This window comes from Sphingobacterium sp. UBA7038 (genome assembly GCF_002494055.1).
In the GTDB taxonomy this organism is placed as follows: domain Bacteria; phylum Bacteroidota; class Bacteroidia; order Sphingobacteriales; family Sphingobacteriaceae; genus Sphingobacterium; species Sphingobacterium multivorum.
This window is the reverse complement of sequence record NZ_DLAV01000008.1, coordinates 44,373-70,468: the sequence shown is the minus strand read 5'-3', so window position 1 is coordinate 70,468 and position 26,096 is coordinate 44,373. Positions and strand designations below refer to the sequence as shown.

Annotated in this window: 13 protein-coding genes; 1 reads left to right on the top strand and 12 read right to left on the bottom strand. The window is 39.2% G+C overall.

The features are described from left to right. Nucleotides 1–3: 3 nt before the first annotated feature. Together B3H30_RS03300 and B3H30_RS03295 are read right to left on the bottom strand one after the other, a co-directional pair. Nucleotides 4–2,445 (bottom strand): ABC transporter permease, encoded by a 2,442-nt coding sequence (locus B3H30_RS03300; protein ID WP_075991151.1) that lies wholly within the window; start codon nt 2,443–2,445, stop codon nt 4–6. Between the two features lie 204 nt (nt 2,446–2,649). After that, nucleotides 2,650–2,874 carry a helix-turn-helix domain-containing protein gene (locus B3H30_RS03295; RefSeq protein ID WP_070566237.1) on the bottom strand — a complete coding sequence of 75 codons (225 nt, stop codon included), beginning with the start codon at nt 2,872–2,874 and terminating at the stop codon, nt 2,650–2,652. A gap of 196 nt (nt 2,875–3,070) precedes the next feature. Between B3H30_RS03295 and B3H30_RS03290 the strand changes: the two genes are divergently transcribed. After that, the gene (locus B3H30_RS03290) at nt 3,071–3,694 is read left to right on the top strand and encodes a hypothetical protein (RefSeq protein WP_157625898.1); all 624 of its coding nucleotides are present in this window, start codon (nt 3,071–3,073) and stop codon (nt 3,692–3,694) included. 143 nt (nt 3,695–3,837) lie between these two features. On the opposite strand, the gene B3H30_RS03285 is transcribed toward B3H30_RS03290, so the two are convergent. The 10 genes from B3H30_RS03285 to B3H30_RS03240 all read right to left on the bottom strand — a co-directional run bounded on the left by B3H30_RS03285 (nt 3,838) and on the right by B3H30_RS03240 (nt 26,071). Further along, a complete protein-coding gene (locus tag B3H30_RS03285) occupies nt 3,838–6,234 on the bottom strand; it encodes an ABC transporter permease (RefSeq protein ID WP_075991153.1) in 2,397 nt (798 codons plus the stop codon). A 27-nt stretch (nt 6,235–6,261) separates the two neighbouring features. Next, nucleotides 6,262–8,667 (bottom strand): ABC transporter permease, encoded by a 2,406-nt coding sequence (locus B3H30_RS03280; RefSeq protein WP_075991154.1) that lies wholly within the window; start codon nt 8,665–8,667, stop codon nt 6,262–6,264. A 246-nt stretch (nt 8,668–8,913) separates the two neighbouring features. Continuing rightward, nucleotides 8,914–11,238, bottom strand: coding sequence for an ABC transporter permease (locus B3H30_RS03275; RefSeq protein ID WP_172840647.1), 2,325 nt, complete (start codon nt 11,236–11,238; stop codon nt 8,914–8,916). 97 nt (nt 11,239–11,335) lie between these two features. Then, the gene (locus tag B3H30_RS03270) at nt 11,336–12,985 is read right to left on the bottom strand and encodes an ABC transporter permease (RefSeq protein ID WP_286833264.1); all 1,650 of its coding nucleotides are present in this window, start codon (nt 12,983–12,985) and stop codon (nt 11,336–11,338) included. 303 nt (nt 12,986–13,288) lie between these two features. After that, nucleotides 13,289–13,741 (bottom strand): ABC transporter permease, encoded by a 453-nt coding sequence (locus tag B3H30_RS03265; RefSeq protein ID WP_286709617.1) that lies wholly within the window; start codon nt 13,739–13,741, stop codon nt 13,289–13,291. Between the two features lie 33 nt (nt 13,742–13,774). Next, nucleotides 13,775–16,165 carry an ABC transporter permease gene (locus tag B3H30_RS03260; protein WP_115047335.1) on the bottom strand — a complete coding sequence of 797 codons (2,391 nt, stop codon included), beginning with the start codon at nt 16,163–16,165 and terminating at the stop codon, nt 13,775–13,777. Nucleotides 16,166–16,216: 51 nt separating this feature from the next. Then, complete coding sequence (locus B3H30_RS03255; RefSeq protein ID WP_286833260.1) at nt 16,217–18,610, bottom strand: ABC transporter permease; 2,394 nt, start codon at nt 18,608–18,610, stop codon at nt 16,217–16,219. A 98-nt stretch (nt 18,611–18,708) separates the two neighbouring features. Beyond that, a complete protein-coding gene (locus B3H30_RS03250; RefSeq protein ID WP_286833259.1) occupies nt 18,709–21,069 on the bottom strand; it encodes an ABC transporter permease in 2,361 nt (786 codons plus the stop codon). Between the two features lie 32 nt (nt 21,070–21,101). Continuing rightward, on the bottom strand, nt 21,102–23,423 hold the full coding sequence (locus B3H30_RS03245; RefSeq protein ID WP_286833256.1) for an ABC transporter permease: 2,322 nt from the start codon (nt 23,421–23,423) through the stop codon (nt 21,102–21,104). 284 nt (nt 23,424–23,707) lie between these two features. Beyond that, entirely contained in the window at nt 23,708–26,071 is a 2,364-nt protein-coding gene (locus B3H30_RS03240; protein WP_286833253.1) for an ABC transporter permease, read from the bottom strand. Nucleotides 26,072–26,096: the final 25 nt, after the last annotated feature.

Genomic DNA, 26,096 nt, shown 5'->3' with positions numbered 1-26,096 from the left:
TATTTATTCATCACGCAGGCTATCCACCGGATTGGCGCGAATGGCTTTCCAAGTCTGATAGCTGATTGTGCCTAAAGCAATTAAAATGGCACTCATACCTGCAAGAATGAAGTATAGCCAATTTATTTCGATTCGATAGTTAAAATCAGTAAGCCATTGGTTCATTGCCCACCACGCAACTGGTGTAGCAATGACCAAGGCTACAAACACCAATTTTATAAAATCTCCAGACAATAATCGGAGTAATCTAATCGCATTGGCTCCAAGGACCTTACGTACGCCAATTTCTTTGGTCCGTTGCTGTGTCACATAAGTTGCGAGACCGAAAAGCCCGAGTGCAGCAACAAAAATGGCAACAAGAGCGAAACAAGTGAATATATTCTTGGTCCGTTCCACGTCTTGATAAAGAGCCTCAAAACCTTCGTCCAAGAAGCTGTAGTTAATTTGTTGATTTGGGGCAAATTTGTCCCATACTCCTGTGATATCAGCGAGCGTCTCTTTGAGATGTTGCGGTTTTACCTTAATAGAGAGGAGGGAAGGATTGCCTTGTAATGTCATACAAAGTCCTGCATACCCCTTATCCTTTAGCGACTCAAAAATAAAATCATCTACTACGCCAATGACGGTCCATGTATTGCCATTGGTGATTTTTGCACCAATGGGATTCTTTAAGTGAAGTTCGTCGGCCAATTTCTGATTGATAATAGCCGAACTGCTATCGGTGGCTCTGGTGGGATCAAAATTTCGTCCTTTATTTAAATGAAGACCGAATGTGCTCAGGTAATCCTGATCGATTTCCCAAAATTGGCCCTGTGTAGCCATATCAAGATCTTTTCTGCCATCGACCCAGAACGGATTACCATTTCGTTTGGCTCCATCGATGGGTACTGGAAGAAAATCACCCATGGAAACTGAGGCAACATTGGGGAGGCTCTTTAGTTCATTTTTTAAACTTGGAAGCTGTTTCGATAATGTTCCAATACCGCGAAGCACAACGACTTGTTCCTTGTCAAATCCCAGATCTTTGTCCAATATGTAGTTTATCTGTTTATTGGTTACCAATGCTCCAACGATAAGGATAATTGAGGTCGCGAATTGAAAGACAACCAAACTATTCCTAAACAGCGAAGATTTAGCGCCAATGACATTGTTTTTCAGTGCGGTAATTGGTTTAAATTTGGATAGGTACAATGCTGGGTAGATTCCGGCAAGACCACCGATCACCAATATGGCCACCAAAAGAGAAGGAAAGAAGTACGCTGCTATCCAAGGAATGGTCAAGGATTTGTTGGCTAGATGGTTGAATACGGGTAGTAGTAGCCAGCTTAGAAAGAGCCCAATAATCAGTGACAATACACTATAACAAATTGCTTCAACAAGAAATTGTCCAACAAGCAGCTTCCTGGAGGAGCCAATAGTCTTACGGATACCAATTTCTTTTGCTCTCGTTGCTGCATTTGCTGTCGATAAGTTGATGAAGTTAATACAGGCAATGAACAAAATAAATAAAGCTATTGTTGCGAAGGTCCAAACCATGCGAATATCGCCTCTGTTCAATGTACTAACTTTATCGTCGCTTATATCCACAGATTTTAAATGCATGTCGAGTGCATTCTGTAAAGTTATTTTTGCCTGCTTGAAAAGCGGATTAAGTTTCCGTCCTGATTTTAGATATTCAGGGAGATAATGTATCTCTAAGTAATTCTTTGAAATTTCTTTTTCTGCCAGTGCAACATTTACGTTGGGTTTTAATTTGACATAAACAGTATAATTGTTATTGAGCCAAGCAGTCTGTTCGCCTTGATAAAAAGGTTCTCCAGCGAGCGACATAAAAAAACTATAACCGGCAAGGGTCGAATTGTTGGGCACATCTTCAATGACCCCAGTGATGGTATAGGCCTTCGATTTATTGTTGTTGAGATAAATCGTTTGTCCAATTGGATCATTTTTAAAGTATTTTTCGGCCTTGCTTCTGGTAATAACCAATGTGTTGGGCTTATCGAGTGCATGGGACAGCTGGCCCGAAACCATTGGCATAGGAAACATGTCGAGAATGGACTGGTCGACATAGACAAATCCGTCATCGTAATGGCTATCCGGGCTGTTATTTAATGACAATTGGTTGCTGCCCGCACCGAATAACGGATTAGGTAGGATGCGCCCCGTTTGCTCAATGGAGGGTATTTCTGCTTTTAGGGTTGGCGCTACCGGTGCAGAAAGTGAAACCCAGCGCTCGGTTTTATTCTCTATGGGTAACTGAACAACCAAGCGGTAAATTCTATCCATAGCCGGATAAAACTTATTATAGCTCGTCTCATGTTTTAGATATAAAACAATAAGAATACAGATCGCAATACTAAAGGCAAAGCCACCAATCTTGATGAATGAATATAGCTTGTTTTTCGCCATGTTCCGCCAAGCTATTTTGAGATTATTTCCTATCATAGCAGAAATTTTTAAGGTCTGAATGACTGGTAGTTATAATCAAAACAGACTTTTAAGCTGAAATCAATTGCATTGCCACTTTGTTAATGTGTTGATAACTAGTTTGTTGTTTTAAATTTGAAAAGCTCGTCTGTACGATATCGAACAGTTGGGCGTTCAGTATCGCACAGACGTTCTAGGCGCTGACGGTAAATAGAGAATTGCTTACTCTTCAATCTCTTTCAGCTGGAGATGATCACATAGTTCGAACATCATTTTAGCTGGATCTGTATCAATAGCCAATGCGATCAGGTACATTTCATCCAAACGCAATTTAGCCGTTTCGGTCATCGTTAACTCATTAATTCTTGCCTTACTTAAACCTGTTTTGCGCGCAATTCGCGATTTATTAACGGATTTCTTCTCTAAAAATTCACCTAGCTTTGTCATAGTTATGATTTAGTATGCTCTTGTTTTGTATAGATAAATATACAAAATGTTATTTTTATTTATACAAATGTTTTTATTTTTGGAATATTTTCTATTCTTTTGTATTGAAAATCTATATCATTTAAATATGTCAATGATGAAAACAGCGAAATTTCAAAAAACAAAAGTATATAGGAGGAGATGCGGAGAGTTAGACATGCAAATATATTATCGTATGCTGCTACAACGTATTTCGCGGCACCTGTCACCCGAAGAAGTTTCTTTTTTAATGGGAAAGTCATTCGATTTTATAAATAAAGTTGAGACATTCAAAAGGAAAAGAACTTTTGTTCATGATTTGGTTGTCATGCAGCTTGTACTAGAAATAAAGAGTATGAATGAATTGATGCCTTACGGAATTGATTTGTCGTCACAGAAGTATACATATGAATTGCATGTAACTAAATTGGGTGACCGCGTTATTTATGAACTGTATAAAGTTGATGTAGAGCAAGATCAAAAAGTAATCGAATTTAAGCTAATCGATATTCGACATGATCTCGACCCGTATGAAATTTCGACAATAGAAGAAGTAAAAAAGATAAGTACTCTCTTGGATGAGAATATTGATATCGGATATTTTAATGTGGAAAAGAGACCTGATGAAATACACAACTTATGCTGTGCTAAACTAGAAAGGTATATACATCCTAAAAACCTGATTAAGGTGCTAGATAATTTCCTTAATCGGTCTGATGAACGCAAAATTATTCGGAAAGTATCTAAATACGGATTCTGTTATATTTTAGCTGCTCCCACGGATTCGACAGAAAAGAAATAAGCAATTTTTAGCTGTCCAACACGAACAGCTAAAAATTGCTTCAAAGATCCTAAGCCGTAGGTACACCAATTATAAACTTCCATTCCCAATAGGTTAATAATAAATACACTTTTTAGCTTAGATAACCTACGGCTTATTTTTTCTTATTCATCCCGTAAACTATTGACAGGGTTAATACGGGCTGTCTGGAATATGCGGGTGGCGATAATCGCTAAAGTTGTCAAACCAATACACAACCCTGTGAAAATAAATAGAACGATCGGTACATCTATATGATAGAAGAAATTTTCTAGCCATTTATGCATAAACCACCATGCTATAGGGAAAGCTATTAGAATCGCTATTAGGAGGAGTAAGATAAAGGATTTGGAAATCATATATGTGATCGTATTTACGGAAGCCCCAAGTACTTTACGGATACCAATTTCTTTTACTCTTCGTTCTAGCGTATAAATAGCAATAGCTACGATCCCTAAGATGGCAATCAGCATACTGGAACCGGTAAAAAGTGCTAATTGCTGGTATTGTTTTTTTTCTTTGTTATATTGATTCTGTACTTGATCTTCCTGCCAGTTGATCTGCGCTATCCGGTTTGGAAAAAATTTGTTCCATGTCTTGTTTACCAGTGCTAAAGCTTCCTTTTTCTTGCCTTCCTCTACTCGAATGAGCATACAGCCACCTTCCCATTCAGTTTCTGCCTTAATTGCAAAGGGACCGATCGGAAACTTTAAACTTGCTCCGTTAAATTCTTTAAATATACCCACTGGTGTATTTTTTAGGAGCTCTAAACTTTTATTGAGTTTAAAAGGGAGCCGTTGGGCTGTTCCTTCGGAAACGAGCATGTTTGTAAATACTGGTTGCCCATTGTGTACCGAATCCGTAAATGATCTGTCCAGTGCATAGTCCGCACTCAAAGGACGTCCGTCAATGAGTTTTATACCCATTGTTTTGATGTAATCATAATCTGCATAAACAAATACAATAGGCAGTTCTTTGTTCGGGTCGTGAGGGTCTTTTACTATTTTAAAATCTGCACTCCCGCTAAAGGGAGTCCAGCTTGTGAGGCTAACCGATGCGATGTATGAATTTTTTAATAGCTCCTGTTTGAAAGCCTGATCCTTTCCTTCCCAAGAGGTATAGTTGATGGCTAAAAGATTTTTGGGTTCGTAGCCAAGATCTTTGCTATACAAATAATGCAGTTGTGCCCGCATTGACATCATGCAGATCGCTACGACGATGGAGATAGCAAATTGGAAGACAACCAGTATTTTGGTAAATGCCATATTTAAGGGAAGTCTGAAGAAAGAAAGTTGCTTCCGAAGTTCAAGCGTTGGCTGTGTTTTCGATAGAGACAACGCAGTCGGTAAACTGCACAGCCAGCCTAGAATTATCCAGGTGGTTAGTAGTCCAGCAAACATGAATAAAGAATGCTGGTAGCTCATTGTCAGTGGATGCTCTAAATAGTTTTCAAATGCAGGACTGACAAGAATATAACCGAAAAATGCGATCAGAAAAGAGCTGGCAAAGAGTATTGTACTTTCTATGCCCATTTGTAAGATTAGATTTTTTCGGCTTGCTCCCAATACCTTACGGATACCTATCTGTTGTGTGCGTTTTAAGGCATGCGCAAAGCTTAGGTTAATGTAATTAATACTGACCAATATAAGAATAAGTGTCGCTATTCCCACCAGTAGATAAATATCTTGCATGGGATTCTCCCATCCTGTAATACTTTGTAGGTGTATATCTTTGATGGGTTCAATAAAAAGATTAAAACTTTTCGCCCAGTCATTCAGTTTTTGTCCATTGTACCATTTGTTTATTTTGGTCGAAAAGTGGTTAATATCAGTTGTGCTTTTGAGCAATAGAATTTGTGTTTGCAATGAGCCGGCCTCTGTCGGATTGAATTCATTTACCTTAGGCATCAGCACGAGCGCTTCTGCCTGAAAGGATGAATTATGAGGAATATCCTCAATAATAGCATTGACATAATAAGCCTCTGGTTCCCCTTCTTGCGGTTTATTGTAGAATGTGCTGCCGAGTACATCTTTTCCGCTGAAGTATTTTTGTACAGCAGAGGCTGTCAATGTGATGTTTTTTGCACCTGCAATAATTTGTTTTGGATTGCCTGCAATTATTTTTGTATCAAAAAGATTGAAAAAACCACTGTCAATTACTAAGGTACTGATTTCAGCTAGTTGTTTTGACAGACCGTCGATTGTTAATTTCTGTGAACTACTGTTGATCGTGGTATAACCTAAAATTTCAGGAAAATTAGTTTTCAAGACCTTTGAGAGACCTTCAGGAGCTCCTGAAATATTGGTTTTGACACCTTCCTGTGTTTCTTTGGGTACCACCCTCATTCGGTAAAGCTCATTGGAGTTGCCCCATTGTCTGTCGTAGGAAAGCTCATCAATGACAAGTGAACTAATTAACATAAATACCAGTAACGCGATGGTTAAGCCGATGAGATTTGATAGCGAATAGATCCGATTGTGCATCAATGTTCGCCAAGCGGTTTTAAGGTGATTCTTTATCATACTGTTTATGTGGATTGGTTTCTTAGATTATTCATCTCTTAATTTTTCAACTGGATTAAACCGAGTTGATCGAAATACAATAATACCAACCAATAAACTCAGCAAACCAATCAACGTGCCCAATGGTAACAAGTAGGTAAATGCATTGATTTCTACTCGGATAATGTAATTTTGTAGCCAGTATTGCATCAATAGATAGCTCAGTGGAACTGTCGTAAATGCAGCAAATAGGAAGATTCCGTAGTACTCTTTTGAAAAGAGTAACATCAAATGTGCTAGTGAAGCCCCAAGTACTTTACGAATGCCAACTTCTTTATTGCGCAGATGGATGGAAAGCGATATTAATCCGGTAAGTCCCAATGCCACGATCAGTAGCGAAACAACCGTAGCAATCTGGGAAGCGCGATGCAGCTGCAACTCAGTTTCATATAAACTTTTGATACGTTCATCCATAAACTTATACTCGAACGGTGCATCAGGTAGCAACGTTTTCCACTTTTTTTCCAGTTGTTGTACTGCATTGGAAAGAGAGCCTTTTTGTAAGCGAATACTGAGGTATCGGTATTGAAGGCTCTCATGTACATCTATCCAGATAATAGGCGGGGATGCCTGATGAAGTGTGTTGGCTACAAAATTTTCAGCAACGCCCACAATAGTCATTTTGTAACTAGGATCATTGATTGCTATTTGCTGACCAATCGCCTGCTCGGCATTTTTAAAGCCAAAATCATCCATAGCCTTTCTGTTGATGACGACTGGTCTATTATCCGCATGAGTAGCATAGTTTTTAGGAAGAAAAGTTCCCGCAATTAGCGGTATCTCATAGGTTCCCAAAAAGTGACTATCACTTGTAATCCGTTGTACCTGGATTTCTTTGTTTTCAACCGTACCAAATGCAGATTGCATATTGAATCCCAGTAATCCAGGTGTTTCATAAGATAAGCTTACAGATTTTACTTCTGGTTGCTGGCTGAGTTCATGTTGTAAAGTCTCCATTTTGCGAACACCATTTTCGGACCAATCTCTAGGTACTTGAACGGTTAATAAGTAGTCCTTGTTGTAACCTAGATTGCTATGGAGAAATAGGTCCACCTGTTTGGAAATAATTAGTGTGCAGGCCAGCAGCAGCAAGGCTACCCCAAATTGAAAAAACAAAAGAATTTTTCGTACCAGCTGTTTGCCGCCCAAGGTCGAAAACTGATTTTTGACTGCCGGAAGTACCGCTATATTGGAAAGCTTGATTGCTGGATATAGACCCGCCAGTAAACCAATTAATAATGTCATTATACCCAGTAGACCAAAAAAATAAATCGGCAATTCCATTAACGTAGGGAGCTTGCGCATCAAGATATGTTCGAAGATTGGGCTTGTCACGATATAGATTGGCAGACTGATTAATGTTGCTATGGCCACGATCAGGATATATTCGGTCATCAGTTGTCTAATAAGCTGCACCCGAGACGATCCCATCATCTTGCGAACACCCATTTCCTTTAATCGCGTAATATGCTGAGCGATACTAAAATTAATAAAATTTATAATGGCCATGGTCAAGATAAAAATAGCCGTCAAGATCAATGTCTGTATCATTTTGCGAACAGCCCCCTGGTTGTCGTCCAAATAATAGGTTTTCAATGGTTTTAAACTAGGGCTATATTGGCTGGAAAATTCCTTATCTGTATTTTTGCCTACCAGCGTCTCTATGGCAGCATCTACTTGTTCCGAGCTGACACCTGGCTTCAATTCAATATAGCCGGCAATATATGGATTATTCCAATTGTCTATAGATCGGCCAAAGAATTGCTCGTTGATGATCGGTAAAAATATGTCTGCATGCATATTCTTTGTGAGATCCATAATGGCATTTTGGACATCGGATTTGATGATTGCTGTAATTTCAAAATCGTGTTTTTCACCCTTGAAATTTTTTATTTGTAGCGATTTTCCAAGTACATCCGCATGGCCGAAATATTTTATGGCTGCTTTGTCACTGATGACAACTGAGAAAGGATTATTCAGGGCAGTATTGGCGTTACCCGCTAGAATATGGAATCCGAACATCGTCAATAGACTAGGATCTCCGAGAGACATCCCTTCTTCATGGATTGTTGCTCCGTTTGCTACGATACCTGTCAATCCATCAATCCGATAATAATTAGAGACGAGATTAGGATACTCCTCATATAAGGCTTTGGGGAGCGCCCCTAACGTGGTTAAGTTAATACCAAATCCTTCTTTCTTATACTTGCTTTGCAACAAAAATTGCCGATCAATATTTTTGATATTGCTATTCACTTGGTGTACATCCCATACATAGGCGCCAACAAGTAGTAGAAAAGTAATACCGCAGGTCAATCCAATTAGATTGATCAGATTTTGCACTTTTTTCTTTCCGATATTTCGCCAAGCAATTTTGAAGTTTGTAAAGTTCATTGTCTTATACTAAGAATTTATTCCGTTCATGAAGCTGTTTGTATAATGGGGCCTCGACATAGAAAACTAAAAATACAAATGTTTGGCCAAGTCTGTATGTTGTTGATAGTTAGTTTTTTTATTGCTGATGTGCTGCTGAATGCTGTTCGATATCGGACAGTTTGCCGTTCAATATTGTACAGCATTCAATCTCCAGCTCGGCGGATGCCTGTAGCTGGAGATCCTCTTCCATGCCGAAGCAGTCAATCATTCGTTCCGTAAACTATGGACCGGATTTGCTATTGCAGCCTTGATGGATTGCAGTGCAATGACCAATAACGTCAAGATTAATCCAGTGCAGAAAGCAAGGAAAAAGATCCACCAGCTAATTTCTATTCGGAATGGGAAATTAGTTAACCAGTGCTCCATGAGATAATATGCTACAGGAGTGGCAATGGTGAAGGCAATAGCCATCCACTTGAAAAAGTCCTGAGATAGCAAAATGACAATACCTGAAACGGAAGCGCCAAGTACTTTTCGTATGCCAATTTCTTTTGTGCGTTTGAGGATATTGATGGACAGCAAACCTAAAAAACCAAGTGAGCTGATACATAGCGATACAATAGCCGCAATCCAGATAAGTTTTTCAACCAACGCTTCTTTTTTATAAAGGTTAGCAATTTGCTGATCGTAAAACTTATATTGGAAAACTTCATCAGGATACCAGTTTTTCCATTGTAGCGCTAGCGTTTTCAATAATATATCTTGCTTATGTCCCTTAAACTTAACGGCCAGGTTCTTTAATCGGCTTTCATTGTAGCCAATTACGGTAGGGGATATAGGCTCGTTGAGCGAATTGGTGCTAAAATCTGCAACCACACCTACAATTTTTCCGATGTGCTCTTCATTGAGCCCGCCAGCATTCAAATTTCGACCAAGGATATCATTGGGGTTTTTAAATCCCAATGTAGTAGCCATCTGCCGATTGACTAAAAACTCTGGATTTTGTGGATTGTCATCAAAATTCCGTCCGGCCAATAATTTGATATGAAAGGTCCTGATATAGGTTGAATCGCCGATTGCATACTTAGCAGGCCATTTTTCCCATTCTGATCTGTTATCAAATTGAAAAGTTCCACCCCATACTTTTTCGTGTGATGGCGGATTGTCGCAGAAAGTAAATGATTGCACTTCCGTTCGATCACGAAGGAAATGTACAATTTTCTCTTTTGATTTCAGCATGTTATTCGTCATGGGAAAGAGAACCACTTGTTCACGATTAAAGCCAATATCGGTCTGCTTGAGATGGTTTACCTGTAAGACAATAACGAACGTGGCAATCAGAAGAATCATGGCGATTACATTCTGTACGACAATAAAAGATTTTCTGGTTAAGCTCCATGGGCCTATGGTCAACTTTTTTAAGGCTTGCTGGATTTTCATTCGATTTACAAAGATCAGCGGGTAAACAGAGGTGACTAGTGCGGTAGCGGCCCAAAGTATTCCAATTGTACCCAAAAATGAATACAGGTTGATAATTTGCACGGGCTCATCTTCAAATAGGTATTGATTGGCCCAGGAGATGGAAAGACCCAATAGTACTAACGCAAATAAGACTGAGCACGCTGTCAACAGCAAGGTTTCGATCAGAAACTGGTAATACAGTTGCTGCTTGGAACTCCCTAGTATTTTTCTGACCCCCATTTCTACGCTCCGGTTCATTTGTTGGGCAAATACGATATTACTATAGTTGATAAATGCCATAACACCAATGCCCACGGCGATAACAACTAAGATGTTCAATAAGGTTCGTTGGGTCCCTTTGCCATAATCCGCGTCAAAATGAAAATGGGGTAGTGGCAGTAGCTTATAATGAAAGTATTGAAGTACATCCTTGTCCCAATATTTCGTGATTAGCTTTTGTATACTTTTCTCCACAGCAGCCTGATCGGATGTATGTTTTAGTCTTAGTATGATGTTGTTACTTGAATTAGTATAGCCCCAATTGAGAAAGAATCCATCATCTTTGGGAATCTGCCATAAATTTGTCAGTGAATTTAACGATATATAGATATCCGAACGAAAATCGGAATTTTTCTTGCTGTCATCGATGATACCGATGACTTTTATGGGGAATTTGCCATCTACTAAAATTATTTTTCCAATAGGGTTTTCATCTTTAAAATAAATTTTTGAAATACTTTTAGTCAAGGCTACCGTATTGGGTTGATCCAGTTCCTCCGGTTTGCCTTGTATCCAAGGGAAATTTAATATGTTGAAATAGCTGGAGGAAGTAAATGACGCTTTGCCTGCTGTCTGATATAATTGATCCTCTATACGTAGCGTAAGATTTTTATTATCGATATATAATGCTGTTTTTTCTACTTGAGGAATTTCACGAGATATGGCGTCATACATGGCATAAGCGCCCCCTTTGCTGTGTTCTATCTTGTCCAATTTTAAATCTTGTACGACTAAAAAGGTTCGATCTTTATCGACGTGAAACTGATCAAAGCTCAATTGGAAACTATTGTAGATGTAGATAAACAAACTACAGGCCATGGCTAACCCTAGCCCGAAAATCGTCAGCATTGTATAGTAGCCGTGTTTAAATAATTGTCTTAAAGCTGATTTAAAATATAGCTGAATCATTGTTTGAGGTTATTGTATCGATAATTATAAACGTTTTTTATTCATCACGTAGACTGTCAACAGGCTTTGTTAGGGCCGCTCGTATCGCTTGTGAACTTACAGTAATTAAAGCAATAAAAACGGCTAGTGCTCCTGCTAGTACAAACATCCACCATTGCATCTCAATACGGTACGCAAAATTCTCTAACCATTTGTGCATCATCCACCAAGCTAGGGGAGAAGAAATGATAATGGCTATTAGCACGAGTTTGACGAACTCCGAGGAAAGCATACGCGTGATGTCGGGAACTGTAGCTCCAACAACTTTTCGGATCCCTATTTCTTTTCTGCGTTGATTGGCGGTGAAAATAGCCAAGCCGAATAAACCAAGGCAGGCCACAAAAATAGTCAGTCCCGCAAAGATGCTCAGTAATTTACCCGTTTTCACTTCTGCTTGGTAGGTCTGTGCATATCGGTCATCCAGAAAGGAATAGCTGAATGGAATGTCTGTTGGAAAGGATCGATAGAGAGAGGCTAATTTTTGAATGAGCTTCTCCATATCGGCTGTTTGGGTTTTGAGAATCAAACTCCCGGCTTGATCGCTAAGAACCATCACAAGCGGGGAGATCTGCTCATGTAAAGAGCGAAAATGGAAATCCTTAACGACACCAATAACACGATAGCTTTTGTTGTCTTTATTGGTCAATATTTTACCAAGGCTATGATTGTTCCAACCTAGATCTTTTGCCGCGGTTTCATTGATGATGACAGAAAGGCTGTCATTACCAAATGTTTTTGCGAAATTTCGTCCTTCTTTAAGCTGCATCCCCATAACCGGAATATATTCTTCATCTATATCGTAACGAATCGTTTTGACCCATTGATCAGTATTGCCATCTGGATAGATGAAAAAATTGTTGTTGTTACTTTCTCCGGCAGGGAGATAGGACGAATGAGAGACATGCTTGATTCTGCTATCTTGCATCAATAAATTATAATATGTCTTTTCGTTTTTCCCCAAAGGCCAGCTCGGTATAATAAGGACATTATCCTTGTTGTATCCAAGTTTAATATGACGCATATAATCCAGCTGCTGAACAACCACCACGGTTCCAAAGATAAGTCCGACGGAAATGATGAATTGAAATACAACAAGTCCGCTACGTAAATTAAAGCCTTTAGTCGAGCGGCTTATTTTCCCTTTTAATACCCGTAGCGGATTAAATGAGGATAGATATAACGCGGGATAGCTACTGGAAAATAGACCGACAATTAGACCAAAACCTAGTAAGATGGGGATGATTTTAGATATTTCAAGTTTTTGAATATCAATCTCTTTTCCGGAAATCTGATTAAATAGGGGGAGGGCAAGTAAAACAATTCCCAGAGCTATTCCCAAGGAAATATAAGTCAGGAGGACGCCCTCCAGCATAAATTGTCGCATCAGGTTTTGTTTGTCAGCACCCAATACTTTTCGTACACCTACTTCTTTACACCGCCTAAAGCCACTGGCTGTAGATAAATTCATGAAATTAATTTTAGCAATCAATAGCATAAAGAGTGCAATAGCACTAAAAATATAAGCGTAACGTATATCCCCCGAAGCGCTGAGGTCGTAGTTGAAATTCGAATATAGATGGATATCTGTGAGCGGCTGTAGGTAAAGACCAATCTTATTTCCCGTTTTCTTGTATTCTTGGTAACTCATGCCAAAACCTGCCATAAATTATGTGGCAACATGTTTGTCGAATAGGGTGGCTAAGTTTTTTTCGAGCTTTTCACGTGATGCATTTTTTGAAAGAAGCGCATACGTATAGTATTCGGAGGTCATCCATGAATCTGAACGTGAATCTTCCAGTGCATCCAAAGAGGTAAATACATCAAAATGAAAATGGGAGTTTTGAGGAACATCTTTAATTACGCCAGTGATTTTGAGAATATTTGTATTGTCTTTGATGATGAGGTCTCGACCGACAACATCGTTTGTGCCGAAGTATTTTAAGGCGGTGGATTAGGATATCACTGCAGAATTAGGGGAAGAAATAGCTGTAGACAAATTCCCTTTAATAAAAGGGAATGTGAAAATTTTGAAGAAAGAAGCATCCACGAAAGCCATTTTTTCTTCGTGGAAAACTTTATTATTGACGACAAATAGAGGCGATTCACCTATTCTTAGTCGTGCAGTTTCTTCAACTTCGGGCAGCTCTGACTTCATCGTCGAAGCTACAGGTGGCATTACATGTGCCTCATTGATCGTTCCGCCCTTAACCGTTCCTCTGAAAACAACACGTACAATACGGTCTGCATGCTCGTTGTAACGATCAAAACTAAATTCATCGGTCACATATAAGCTGATCAGAAGGCAGGTTGCAATGCCCATGGCCAACCCAACGATGTTGATAAACGAGGTAGAGAAATTGCGGGTTAAATTTCTCCATGCTATTTTTAAATTATTCTTGATCATATTGAGGCCCCCTCTATTACTATAAATGAATATTTACTCGTTTCGTAAGCTATCTACTGGATTGTTTAGTGCGGCACATATTGTTTGGAAATTGACAGTAATGATGCTGATCAAAAAGATGGCAAGCGCGGCAAGGATAAAGAACCACCATTGCACGCCCACATTGTACGCATAATCTTCAAGCCATTTTTTTGAAAAATACCCCGCTATTGGACTGGCAATAAAAATAGCCAAGGTGGATAAGATGAGATAATCTTTTGAAAAGAGACGTGATATGTCAAGCACTGTAGCGCCTAGTACTTTGCGTATGCCAATTTCTTTAGTACGCTGTTCGAGATTTTGCATAATCAATCCTGTAATTCCTAAGGCGGAGATCAACAATGTCAATGCACTGAATAGGATAAATAATTGCACTTGCTTGTTCTCTTTTTCATATTGTTTTGCAATCAACTCATCTATCCAATGGAAGGAAACGTGTTTATCAGGATAGGTATTTTGTATAATTTGAGATACCGATCGAAAGATTTGTTGTTCTTGTCCTTTCCCTACTTTTATCAGAATATTGCCGCTTCCGTTAAAATCTTTTGCCAAAATTACTGTTGGTACTATTTTGCTACGAAAAGACTCACTATGGAAATCTTTAATGATTCCGACGGGGATAATTTGAAGGTCTTTATACAGGATACCGAGTTTGTTTATCCCAAGCTTTTTTGCCGTACTTTCGGTCACAAGGGCATTATTGATACCTTCATCTTCTCCCAGATCCATTTCAACATGCGTATAATCTTCAGGAGTCAATAATCGACCTTTAACCAGCTGGATTCCCAAAGTCTTGGGCAAATCGACATCGCCACCGATGAAACTGACTTGGATATTTTTCCCTGGATCGTCCTTGTCAACGATTGTCTTGGCAAGGTAGCCTGACCCGATTGTCGGCGTCCAGGCAGCGACGCTGACCGATTCAACCCCAGTAAGTTGACCAATTCGATCTTTTATATTTGTATTTTGTGTACCCTTATTGAAATAGTCGATGTTTAGCACATTTTTGACTTCCATTCCCAAGGGAGCTGCTTGCATATAACTGAGTTGGGACTTGATTGTTATAAGGCCAATGATGACGATAATGGCAATGCTAAACTGTGTAGTGATAAGCATTTTTTTGATAAAGACTTCCGCATGGGGAATTTTTGATAGCTTATTTTTTAAGGCATCTGAACTCTTAATACCAGAGATCAGCCATGCAGGATAAAAACCAATTAGCAGGCCGAGGGCGATTGATGTCGTCATAAAGGCCAATAGCAACGGGAGCTGTATGGATTTAATATAAGCGAGATCATAGCCTATAAAGTGTTCCAGTTGGGACAATCCAAGTCTAAAAAGTACCAAACTACATAACGCAGAAATAAAAAACAGTAGGATTGTTTCTAACAGCATTCGTCTGATCATCTGGGCTCGGCTGGCCCCCAATACTTTATGTATATGAAGTGCTCTTAATTTTTTAACTGTTCTTCCAGCGTAAATATTAATAAAATTGATACAGGAAATAATAAAGACCAAAACGGCAACACCCACAAATATGTTTGTTGTTTTTTGGTTGCCGCTGATATCTGCACTGCCTAATGGCTCCATATATATATCCTGAATAGGCTGCAGGCGAAATGAAGTCACATGTTTTGTGTTAGGACTGAGGTATCCTTTATACCAATGATTTAGTTTCTGCTCGAGATCTATTCTTGGTGTCCCGGGTTTTAGTTGTACAAATTGTTCGGTGTAGTAGCCTGAGCCATCTTTGCTTAATTCCATCGATATTTTGGGGACTAAAGCAATGGCGGAAGCTCTGAGCGTTGAATTATAAGGAAGAATATCCATAACACCCGTGATGATATAATCGGATGGCTTATCGGTATAGGGGTCGGCACTTTGGATGACTTTGCCGATGACATTTTCGTTCTTAAAGTACTTTTCTTTGAATTCTTTGCCGATGAGCAAGTTTGTTTTTCCTTGGACCAGCTGTTTGGGATTGCCTTCGAGAACCTTGATGCTCAACATATCCAAGATATTTATTTCCGACTCCAAAACCTGTATGCCTATGGGCTGTGCTGAGCTTGCATGCGGTTTTAAATAATATTTTCTGGATTCTATCCGAGCCTCATGTTGAATCTCCGGAAATACTTGTTTGAGTTCCGTACTTAAATTAACGAATGTCCTGGACATTTGGCGTTCAAGGCCAGCCGTTGAATCTATCGTGACAATCCGAAAGAGATGATCCGCATTTTTCCAGCTTTTGTCGTACGAATTTTCCTCAATGACAAGAGCGAATACAAGAAGACACAAGGAGAACCCAATACTTAGACCCAAGATATTGATCCAGGTATATTGTCGTTTGACAATGATGCTGCGAAGAGCAAGTTTGAATGAATTCATAGTCTTCTATCTGGTTTTAAGCTATCGAAAAAAATGTTGTTTGACTTTAAGCTACTCATCACGTAAGCTATCGACAGGATTACCCAGTGCAGCCTTAATTGCTTGATAGCTTATCGTGGCCATACTGATCAGAATAGCCAATAGTCCAGCAATGACAAAGTAATACCACTGTATCTCAATTCGATAGCTGTAATCTTGTAACCATTTATCCATGGCCCACCAAGCAATAGGTGTGGCGATAAAAATTGCGATGACGACAAGCTTGATAAAATCGGTCGAAAGTAGAGATGTTACTTGGGTGGCACTCGCGCCAAGAACTTTACGAACGGCAATTTCTTTCATGCGCGTTTCGGCCATATAGGCAATTAAAGCCAGTAAGCCGAGACAGGAAATAAAGATCGTCAGTCCAGCAAAGACCATGGCCAGTGTACCTATAGCTTTTGTTTCTTTAAATTTTTCTTCATATGTTTTATCAATAAATTGATATTCAAAAGGATAGTCGGGGTTGAACTTTTTAAAGATTGACTCAATTGTTTTTAAGTTGTCTGCAATGTTGTTGTTTGTATTTAAACGATAATGAATCGTTGTAAACCAGGCTTGCGGCCCTAGTATCACCATAGGTTTATTGTCTCCAAAAGGTGATCCCATAATGAAATCTTTGACAACTCCAACTACGGTCCATTTTGTTCCATCACCATCCACAATGCTATTGACCGGGTTTTTGAGGTGCAAACTTTTTACCGCGGATTCATTTAAAATCAAAGCAGTACTGTCTGTCGCAAACTTGTAAATATCGATATCCCGCCCCTGTATAAGAGTTAGGCCTAGATTTTTTACGGCATCTGCATCGGTACTAAAACGGTTATAGGAAATGCGTTTGTCCTGTTCCGTTGGTGTCCCAGACGTAAATCCCCAGCCATTGCTATAGAAATCGGTTACTGGCGACATATTTTTTGATACAGAAACAACTGCGTTGCTGGCTAGTAATTCGTCGCGTAAAATTTTATAATTCTTTTCTAAGTCACCTTTGATACTGCTATAAAGCAACCCATTTTCATTATAACCACGGTCGCGCTGTTTAGTGTACTGGATTTGTTTGGCGACAATGACCGTTGCGATAATCAATATAATCGCGAGACTGAATTGAATGACCACTAAGATGGAGCGAATACTAAGACCCCTCGTTTTAGAAACGAATTTTCCTTTTAGGGTTTTTATAGGTTGAAATGAAGAAAGGAAAAAAGCGGGATAAGTACCAGCTAAAACACCTGTAAATAAAGCAAAGCCAATTAAAAATAGCCAGGTGGGGAAGCTTAATAACGATAAGCTAAGCTGTTTACCGACAAGCTCGTTAAAAAATGGCAGGACAATAAAGACAAGTATAGTCGCGAGTACCATGCCGATCAGGCTGATCAATATGCTTTCAACGAGGAACTGCGCCATTAGGCTTGTCTTATTTGCGCCAATTACTTTGCGGACACCGACTTCTTTTGCGCGGCGTTCCGAACGCGCAGTGCTCAGATTCATAAAGTTGATACTGGCGACCAATAAAATAAAAACTCCGATCCAGGCAAAAAGCTTGACAATATCAATACGTCCCGAAGTATAATTCCCCCCTTTGCCACTGTTATAAAGGAAAGAATCGGGATAGGAAAAGGCAAAAATCTCACCGGTATTTCTGGCTGAAGTATAACCTTCAGCTTTGTTGCTCGCATTGATATGGTCTCTTAAATATGTTCTGATTTTGTCATTGAATGCCGTTACTGAAACACCTTCTTTTAATAAAATATAAGTGCTGATTGAGTTATTGCTCCAGTTGTCGTCTACATAGCCAATTATTTTTGCATACTCGAAGGGAAGCAGGATGTCAAATTTAAAACTTGAATTGCTCGGAAGATCTTTGAGCACCGCTTGTACAGAGACCTGATTAACCGAATCTATTTTGACAGATTTTCCGATAGGATCTTCGCTGCCAAATAGAGCCTTGGCATAACTTTCTGTGAGGACAAGCCCTTTGGGATGATCAAATATTACATTCTGTTCGCCTTTCAAAAATGGGAAAGAAAACATCTTGAAAAAACCGGGATCGATGAAAACAGTATTTGCAATTAATTTCTTTTCATTGAAAGTTGTTAAAAATTGATGTCCCTCGTTGTATCTTGTAAAAGTCTCTATATCTGGGAAATCAGCTGCCAATGAGGGCGCCAATATTTTGGGTGTATAGGCCCAGGCTGATTTATCGCCCTGAAATTCGTCACGATTACTCAATACATACAGGCGATCACCCTTTTCATGAAAGCGATCCATGGTCAACATATTCTGCAGCCAAAGTGCTATAAGTAATGCTCCGGCCATACCGATCGCCAACCCAATGATGTTAATCAATGAGAAGGATTTGTTCTTCATCAGGTTGCGCCATGCAATTTTAATATAGTTCTTTATCATGATTTTTACTCTTTCGTTTTTAATTTTTGGCCTTATTGCTTAAAAATAAATCAATTGTCTCTGATTTTATAACGGTGACTTTCTCGCGATGTTGATCGCTATTCGTCTCTCAATGTTTTTACCGGATTACTATTGGCAGCCTTTATGGCTTGTGTACTTACCGTAAAGAAAGCGACGAATAAGGCAGAAATTCCCGCTAATGCAAAAACCCACCATTGTATTTCAATACGGTACGAGAAATCCTGTAGCCATTTGTTCATCGTCCACCAAGCTATTGGCGAAGCAATTAGAATGGAAATAATGACAAGCTTTACAAAATCTTTGGAAAGCATGGCAGTAATTCCACTTACCGATGCACCAAGTACCTTACGAATGCCAATTTCTTTAGTCTTCAGTTCAGCAATATAAGAAGCAAGCCCAAATAAGCCCAGGCAGGAGATGAAAATAGCTAATCCAGAAAAAATGAATGCAAGTTGAGCTGTCTGTTGCTGATCGTTGAATTTAGCTGCAAATTTTTGATCCACAAACTGGTACTCAAAGGGGTAAGCTGGATTGAATTTTTTAATAATTTCCTCGATTTGCTTTAGGTTCATTTCCATCGCTCTGTTTGGACTCGTACGTATAACCATATTCAACATCCAATTTTTTGAAGGATAAATCAGTAAGGGCGTTATTGGACTATAAGGTGATCCCGTAATATAATCATTGATTACACCAACGATGGTATAAGTTTTATCGCCCCATTTGAGGTAGCTTCCAATTGGATTCTCCAGTTTCATTTCTTTGATAGCGGCTTCGTTAACCAGTACAGAAACACTATCTGCCGGTAGCCTGCCATAGTCGATGTCGCGACCAGCAATGAGCTTCAATCCGAGAGTTTTAACAAGGTCACTTTCCGTGCGTCCAAGTTCAAATCCCATTTTTTTTGCTTGTTCTGGATTAGCTCCAGGCCATAGAAAACTACCACCGGAGCTGGCTCCATTTTTAGTAATTGACCAGCCTGTACGGGTTACAGCTTCGGCGATATTAGCAGTGATCAGTTCAGACTTTATAGCCTCGTAATTCTTTTCCATACCGCCTTCAATGGGCACTTCGATAAGTTGCGAATTTTCATAGCCGATTTCACGCTGGCTGGCATATTCAATCTGTTTGCGTACGATAATGGTTGCTATAATCAGTATAATAGCAACACCAAATTGAAAGACAACCAGTAATTCTCGAAAATTCAGGGAAAACTTGTTTGTTCGTCCAAATATTTTGAGCGATTTTATCGGTTTGAAAGAGGAGAGCACGAAAGCAGGGTATAGCCCTGCCAGTATCCCTGTAAGGAAAATAAAACCAATTAGAGAAAGCCAGATCGACGAATCTGAAAATGAAAAGATTAATGCCTTATCTAAAACCTGATTAAAGAGTGGAAGTGTCAGTATTGTCAATACAATGGCGCATATACCTGAAATCAAGGTTAACAGTAAGGATTCGGAGAGAAATTGTATGATTAAATGGAAGCGTTGGGCTCCTACAACTTTTCTTACTGCAACCTCTTTTGCTCTTTTCTGGCTGCGGGCTGTACTGAGATTGATAAAATTGATACAGGCAATCAATAATATTAATAGACCTATTCCCGCTACCAATTTAACTTGATCTATTTTTCCGCCAACAGCAATGCCTTGCTCAAATTTTGAATACAGATGCATTTTGGACATCGGATAAAGGAACATGGAACCTTTTATTTCATTGTTTGTTTTCCTGTTGACTATATTATTTAGTTTTTTATTAAAAAGATCAACATCCGTTCCTTCTTTCAGCTTGATATAAGTATAGAAAGTGTTTGAACCCCAGCCGGATGAATAGGTTTCGGCTTTTTCTAAAGGTATCAGATAGGTAAAGTCGAAACTTGTATTACTGGGGAGATCCTGCATAATTGCCGATACTCTATACAGTTCTTTATTGTCGAGAAGAAGCGTTTTATTTATTGGATCAGTCTTTCCAAATATGTTTTTAGCAAGACTTTCCGTCAAAACAATATCTTTTGTGTCTTTTAGAGCCTCCTTACTATTTCCTTTAAGAAGTTTGAAATCAAATAATTCAATAAAGGCTGGATCAACTTCATTTCCCTTGGATTTGATCTTCTTATCGCCAAAAGACATCAGGGCGGTGCTGCTCCAATACATCCGCGCAGCGCGTTCAACCTCCGGATAATCTGCTAGCAAAGCCTGAGATGCTGGTGCCGAAGTGATATCATTTACGGAGATTTTTTGCTGATCTTCATATTTATTCCAAAGTTTATATATGTTTTCCTGATTGCTGTAGAAATTGTCGAATTGCAATTGATTTTTTATCCATATACCGATGATCAGTACTGCTGCCAATCCGATAGAAAGTCCAATGATATTAATCGCAGAGTACCCCTTGCTTTTCCATAGGTTCCGCCATGCGATTTTGATGTAGTTCTTTATCATAGTTATTGAGTAATGATCGTGATAAGATTCTTCTATTCGTCCCTTAAACTATCAACCGGGTTTACAATTGCTGCTTTTACAGTTTGAAAACTGATGGTAACAAATGATACCAATAATGCGCTGGTTGCCGCCAGGATAAATACCCACCAGTCCAATGTAATGTGATACGCAAAATTTTCCACCCAACGGTGCATGGCATACCAGCCCAATGGCACACTGATTAAGACAGCGGAGAAGACCAGTGCCATAAAGTCCACACTTAATATCTGGACAATTTTGCCTGTTGAGGCACCTAATACTTTACGGATACCGATCTCTTTGAAGCGCTGTTGCACAGCGTATGCTGATAGCGCAAATAGTCCCATACAGGCGATAGCAATTGTAATGATCGAAAACAGCTGCATTACACGGGTTGTTTGCTGATCTTTGAGATATAGCTTGTTATAGTCGTCATTGAGAAAATGATATTCAAAACTGTTTTTTGAGTCGATGTCTTTGATGACAGCTTTTACTTGTGCCAGGGCATCTTTTAGAGGCGTAGTAGGATTGAGCCGAACGAAAATATTGCCGAAATAGTAATACTCAGGAAAAAGTACGATTGGTTTGACTTCGTTGTGGAGTGAAGCAAAATTAAAACTCGCAACAACTTGTTTGATGCTTCCCTTGCGTCCGTTTAAATTGATTTTCTTTCCAATTGCTTGTTCTGGCGTAAACCCCATGGCCGATGCCGCGAGGGTATTTACTACAAAACCATATTCTGGTGAGATGGTATCCCGTGCGCGTAAGATATCCGTATCTGAAAGCGGTGCGCCAGCGACAGTTGGGATATGAAAAACGGATACAAAATCTTTTTCAATCGGGATTGCAGTAACATTCATATCAAAATCACTGGGTTGCCCCTCTACCTCACTAATGCTGTATCCGCCTTGGATATTGACTGGGTTATCATACGAAGCAGTCACTCCTTGGACACTATTGAGCTGCAGTAATTTGTCTTTTAACAATTGTCTTTCTTTATCTTGCCATCCTCGTCCATCAATGACTAGCATATCAGAGCGATCCAAACCTGTATTTTTGGACTGGATAAAATCCATCTGTCTACTGGCAAATAAGGTGCAGATAATAAAGAATATAGAGATACTGAACTGAAAAGTTACGAGTACTTTGCTTAGTGATATTCCATGTTGTTTTTCAGTAAGTTTTCGTTTGAAAATAGAAATAGGTTTTGAACTGGCGATCGAATAAGCTGGCCAGCCACCTGATAGGAGTGTCAACAGGACAACGAAAGCAAGTAAAGTAGCGTAGAACCGAGGGTCTGTCCATACAGTCAATTTCATTTCGGCGCCCATAAATGAACTGAATACTGGTAACAGGAGTACTGTCGTCAGAAGACTAAAAGCGACAGCCAGAAAGACCATGATACTGCATTCAAAAAAGAATTGAAAGAATATTGTTTTCCTTGCGGCTCCCAAAACTTTTTTGACCCCGATTTCTTTTTTTCGTTCGAGGGCATGTGCCAAGACCAAATTTGTAAAATTGATACAGGTTAGGATAATGAGTGCAGTACCCAAGGCTATTAAAATATAGATAGAGGTCATGTTACCTGTACCTGCAGCCTTGGAATGAAGATGGATATCGGTCAGCTTTTCTAGGACAAATCGAAATTGATAGCCTTGTTTTGTTGCTTCAGCAAATTTTGATTTTGCCATTTGATCTAATTTCTGCTGGATCAAACTGAATTGATTTTTGTTTTTTAAGAGTGCTATGCTGATATCATTCGCAGATGACCAAGCCATTTCTTTGTAGCGTTCTAATCCTTTGTTGGAAAGAAGTGCAGAGAAATTCAGCTGCGTATTTGTAGGCAAGTCTGCGATAATGCCTGTGATTTTCCAGTTGACTTTATCAATGGATAGCGTCTGACCGATCGCCGGTTGATTAGGGAAATATTTCTCCGCTAATTTCTCTGTTAGGACAATTTGATTAGGCTCTGCTAACGCTGATTTCGAGTCCCCTTCAATAAATTTATAGCCTAATGTCTTAAAAATATTTTGGTCTGCATATAATAGACCTTTTTCAGTGATCAACGCTTCCTTGTATTCTATCTTACTGCCTTTGGTATAGCCGTAAAGTCTGGTTGCCTGTTCTACCTCTGGAAATTCTGCTTGTATGGTCGGAGCTAGGCCTGTTGGTGTTACCGAAGAATTTACTTCTTCCGTGCTGTTTGGCGACTTGTAGGTGAGGCTGATATAGGCAAGACGGTCGGCATTAGGGAGGAAACGCTCATAGCTTGATTCATGGTATATATATGCTGCCAACAATAGAAAACATGTTATTCCGATACTAAGTCCAAACATATTTAAAAGAGAAAATCCTTTGTTTTTTCTAATATTCCTCCAAGCGATTTTAAAATAATTCTTTACCATGATCATGAGCATTTAGACTATTAATTAGACTATATTCATCTCCGCAAGCTCACTTTAGAAAGAAGCATTGCTATATGAAAAATAGCAAATTCAGCTAGTTCAATTCGTTTGCCATAAATATAATGTATTGATTTTTAGGTTTTTGTTGTTATTTTTTGAGCGTCTTCAATGTTCGGAAACGGACAGTGTAGTGTCCGTCCCCGAACAAATTGACATTATTCGCTCCTTAAGGTTTTTACAGGGTTTGCCCATGTTGCCTTAATCGCTTGGTAACTGACTGTCAGCAAGGTAATGACAAATGCGGTTAATCCTGTGGTAGCAAAGACCGTCCATGTAATTGATATGCGATAAACATAATTTTCGAGCCATGATTCCATCAAGAGGTAAGCTAGCGGAGCAGCAAGTACAAAGCCGATGCCCGTAAGCCAAACATATTCTGTAGAAAGTAGTCGCCACAAGCCAACTTCTGATGCGCCTAATACTTTACGAATGCCTATTTCTTTTTCACGTTGCTCCGTAAGAAAGGAAACCAATGCGTAGAGACCAAGGCAGGAAATAAGTATAGCAAGACCTGTAAATAGACTTGTTAAGCTCTTAATCATTTCCATTTGTTGAAACTGTTTGGCATATTCCTGATCCGTAAATGTATAATCAAAAATCAGGTCGGGATCTATGCGATTGAACGTTGTCGCAATAGCTTTTAAGTCCTGCTTAAGATCTTGTTTTTCATTTAATTGAAGTGTGATTTTGTTCTTCGGTAAAAATTTGAGGAAATATGCTGTTGGCGTAATCGATTTAAAAGGCGATTCGGAAAGTGTATTTTTGATTATACCTACGATATGATAGTCGATACCCGCACGTGAAAGCTGTTTACTGTTAAGGTCGGTAATGCCCATAAATCTAGCAGCAGCTTCATTCAGAATAACGGCCGTTGAATCTGTTTTAAAATCTTTTGAAAAATTACGACCTTTTATAAAATTCCATTGTACAGTCTCTGCAAAGTTGTCATCTATGGTGAAGATACCCATAATTGCACCGTCCCTTGTATCGTTACCCTGCCAATTAAATCCACCTCCTGTCAAGGATAGACGGTTGACAAAGCTGGAAGAAAGTGCGGCATCCTGAATTAATCGTTGCTCGATTAATTCTTTCCGGAGGAGGTCAAAGTTTTTGACAATCTTAGGGCTAGAGGATGTGATATTCACCAAATTGGAACTTTTATAACCGATAGGACGATCCTTTGTATAACGCAGTTGCTGGATCACGAGATAGGTAGATATCATCAGGAAAATAGAAATGGCAAATTGGACAATGACCATCGCTTTCCGCGTTCGGGATCCACCTTTTCTACTGTTGATCTTACCTTTCAATGCAAGAATAGGATTAAAAGCCGATAAAAATAATGCCGGATACATGCCTGCAAGAACACCAATAGTAAGTATTCCGAATAGAGAGTAACAATAGAATCGAAGATCTGTAAAAGGTAGATGTAAGCTTGTATGGGTGATTGTATTGACCCAAGGCAACAGCAATGTAGCGAATAGAACAGCGATCAAAAAAGCACAGGCTACCGCGAGGATAGATTCCACAAGAAAGCCAGCAATAAGTTGTCTGCGATTGACACCAACAGATTTTAAAACACCAATTTCTTTCCCTCTTTTTAGACTTCTTGCCGTACTCAGATTAATAAAATTTATACTAGCCAATAAAATAATGAATACGCTGATCCAGGCAAACATCCATACATATTGAATCTGCCCGCCTATGTTCTTTCCATTCTTAAATGAATCGTATAAGTGCCATTTGGACATGGGATGTAATAGGATCTCAGGTTTTATATCCGTCAATTTTTTGTTGATGATATTTGTTAGTTTATTTTCCAAAGCGGGAACAAAGGCAGCATTGTCGATTTTGGCGAAGGTGCTAAAAAAGCAGCTGGACCAGCTGTCTTCTACCCCTTGGTCTTTAGCGAGATAGTCGACGAAAGGCAATACATAATCCAAACCATAAAAGGTGCTGTTTTCAGGAATATCTTTATACACACCTTGAATAGTATACTGTTCTTTACCATTCAATTGAAGCATTTTTCCGATAACGTCTGTCTGGTCGAACAGTCGTTTTGCCAAGGATTCGGAAATAATAATGGTTGATGGACTGGTCGGAGTAGCATTGTTGCCTTTTAGAGACTCGAGGGAGAATAATTCGGAAAACTTTCCTAGGGCATAAAACCCCGGAGCATTTAATTTTTTATCGCCTACTTTCAGATTGTTGCTTTCCATATTGGTGATCAAAGTGGCATCTGGCATCTCATTTTTGAAATCAGATGCGATCGTTTTGACCAAAGGAATAGGGGTGGAGCGATCAGTTGATTTCTCATCATTGAAAGTGCCCGTCATCATTACCTGATAAATATGCTGATAATTGTTGTGGTGCTTATCAAAAGAAAGCTGTTTAAGCACCCATAACGTACTTATCAGGGCAACAGTAAAGCCTAGTGCTAATCCCAAAATATTTATTGTTGTATTTAGTGGACTGCGTTTCAAATTTCTAAGCGCTGTTTTTAGGAATAATCGGATCATTTTATGCTGTTGTTTTGGTTCTCAA

Excerpts from the sequence above, each read along its gene's own strand:
- B3H30_RS03270 (WP_286833264.1), bottom strand. The coding sequence starts at position 12,985 with ATGAGTTACCAAGAATACAAGAAAACGGGAAATAAGATTGGTCTTTAC.
- B3H30_RS03250 (WP_286833259.1), bottom strand. The coding sequence starts at position 21,069 with ATGATAAAGAACTACATCAAAATCGCATGGCGGAACCTATGGAAAAGC.
- B3H30_RS03260 (WP_115047335.1), bottom strand. The coding sequence starts at position 16,165 with ATGAATTCATTCAAACTTGCTCTTCGCAGCATCATTGTCAAACGACAA.
- B3H30_RS03280 (WP_075991154.1), bottom strand. The coding sequence starts at position 8,667 with ATGAACTTTACAAACTTCAAAATTGCTTGGCGAAATATCGGAAAGAAA.
- B3H30_RS03240 (WP_286833253.1), bottom strand. The coding sequence starts at position 26,071 with ATGATCCGATTATTCCTAAAAACAGCGCTTAGAAATTTGAAACGCAGT.
- B3H30_RS03300 (WP_075991151.1), bottom strand. The coding sequence starts at position 2,445 with ATGATAGGAAATAATCTCAAAATAGCTTGGCGGAACATGGCGAAAAAC.
- B3H30_RS03265 (WP_286709617.1), bottom strand. The coding sequence starts at position 13,741 with ATGATCAAGAATAATTTAAAAATAGCATGGAGAAATTTAACCCGCAAT.
- B3H30_RS03255 (WP_286833260.1), bottom strand. The coding sequence starts at position 18,610 with ATGATAAAGAACTATATTAAAATTGCATGGCGCAACCTGATGAAGAAC.
- B3H30_RS03295 (WP_070566237.1), bottom strand. The coding sequence starts at position 2,874 with ATGACAAAGCTAGGTGAATTTTTAGAGAAGAAATCCGTTAATAAATCG.
- B3H30_RS03290 (WP_157625898.1), top strand. The coding sequence starts at position 3,071 with ATGCAAATATATTATCGTATGCTGCTACAACGTATTTCGCGGCACCTG.
- B3H30_RS03285 (WP_075991153.1), bottom strand. The coding sequence starts at position 6,234 with ATGATAAAGAATCACCTTAAAACCGCTTGGCGAACATTGATGCACAAT.
- B3H30_RS03275 (WP_172840647.1), bottom strand. The coding sequence starts at position 11,238 with ATGCTGACGATTTTCGGGCTAGGGTTAGCCATGGCCTGTAGTTTGTTT.
- B3H30_RS03245 (WP_286833256.1), bottom strand. The coding sequence starts at position 23,423 with ATGTTTGGACTTAGTATCGGAATAACATGTTTTCTATTGTTGGCAGCA.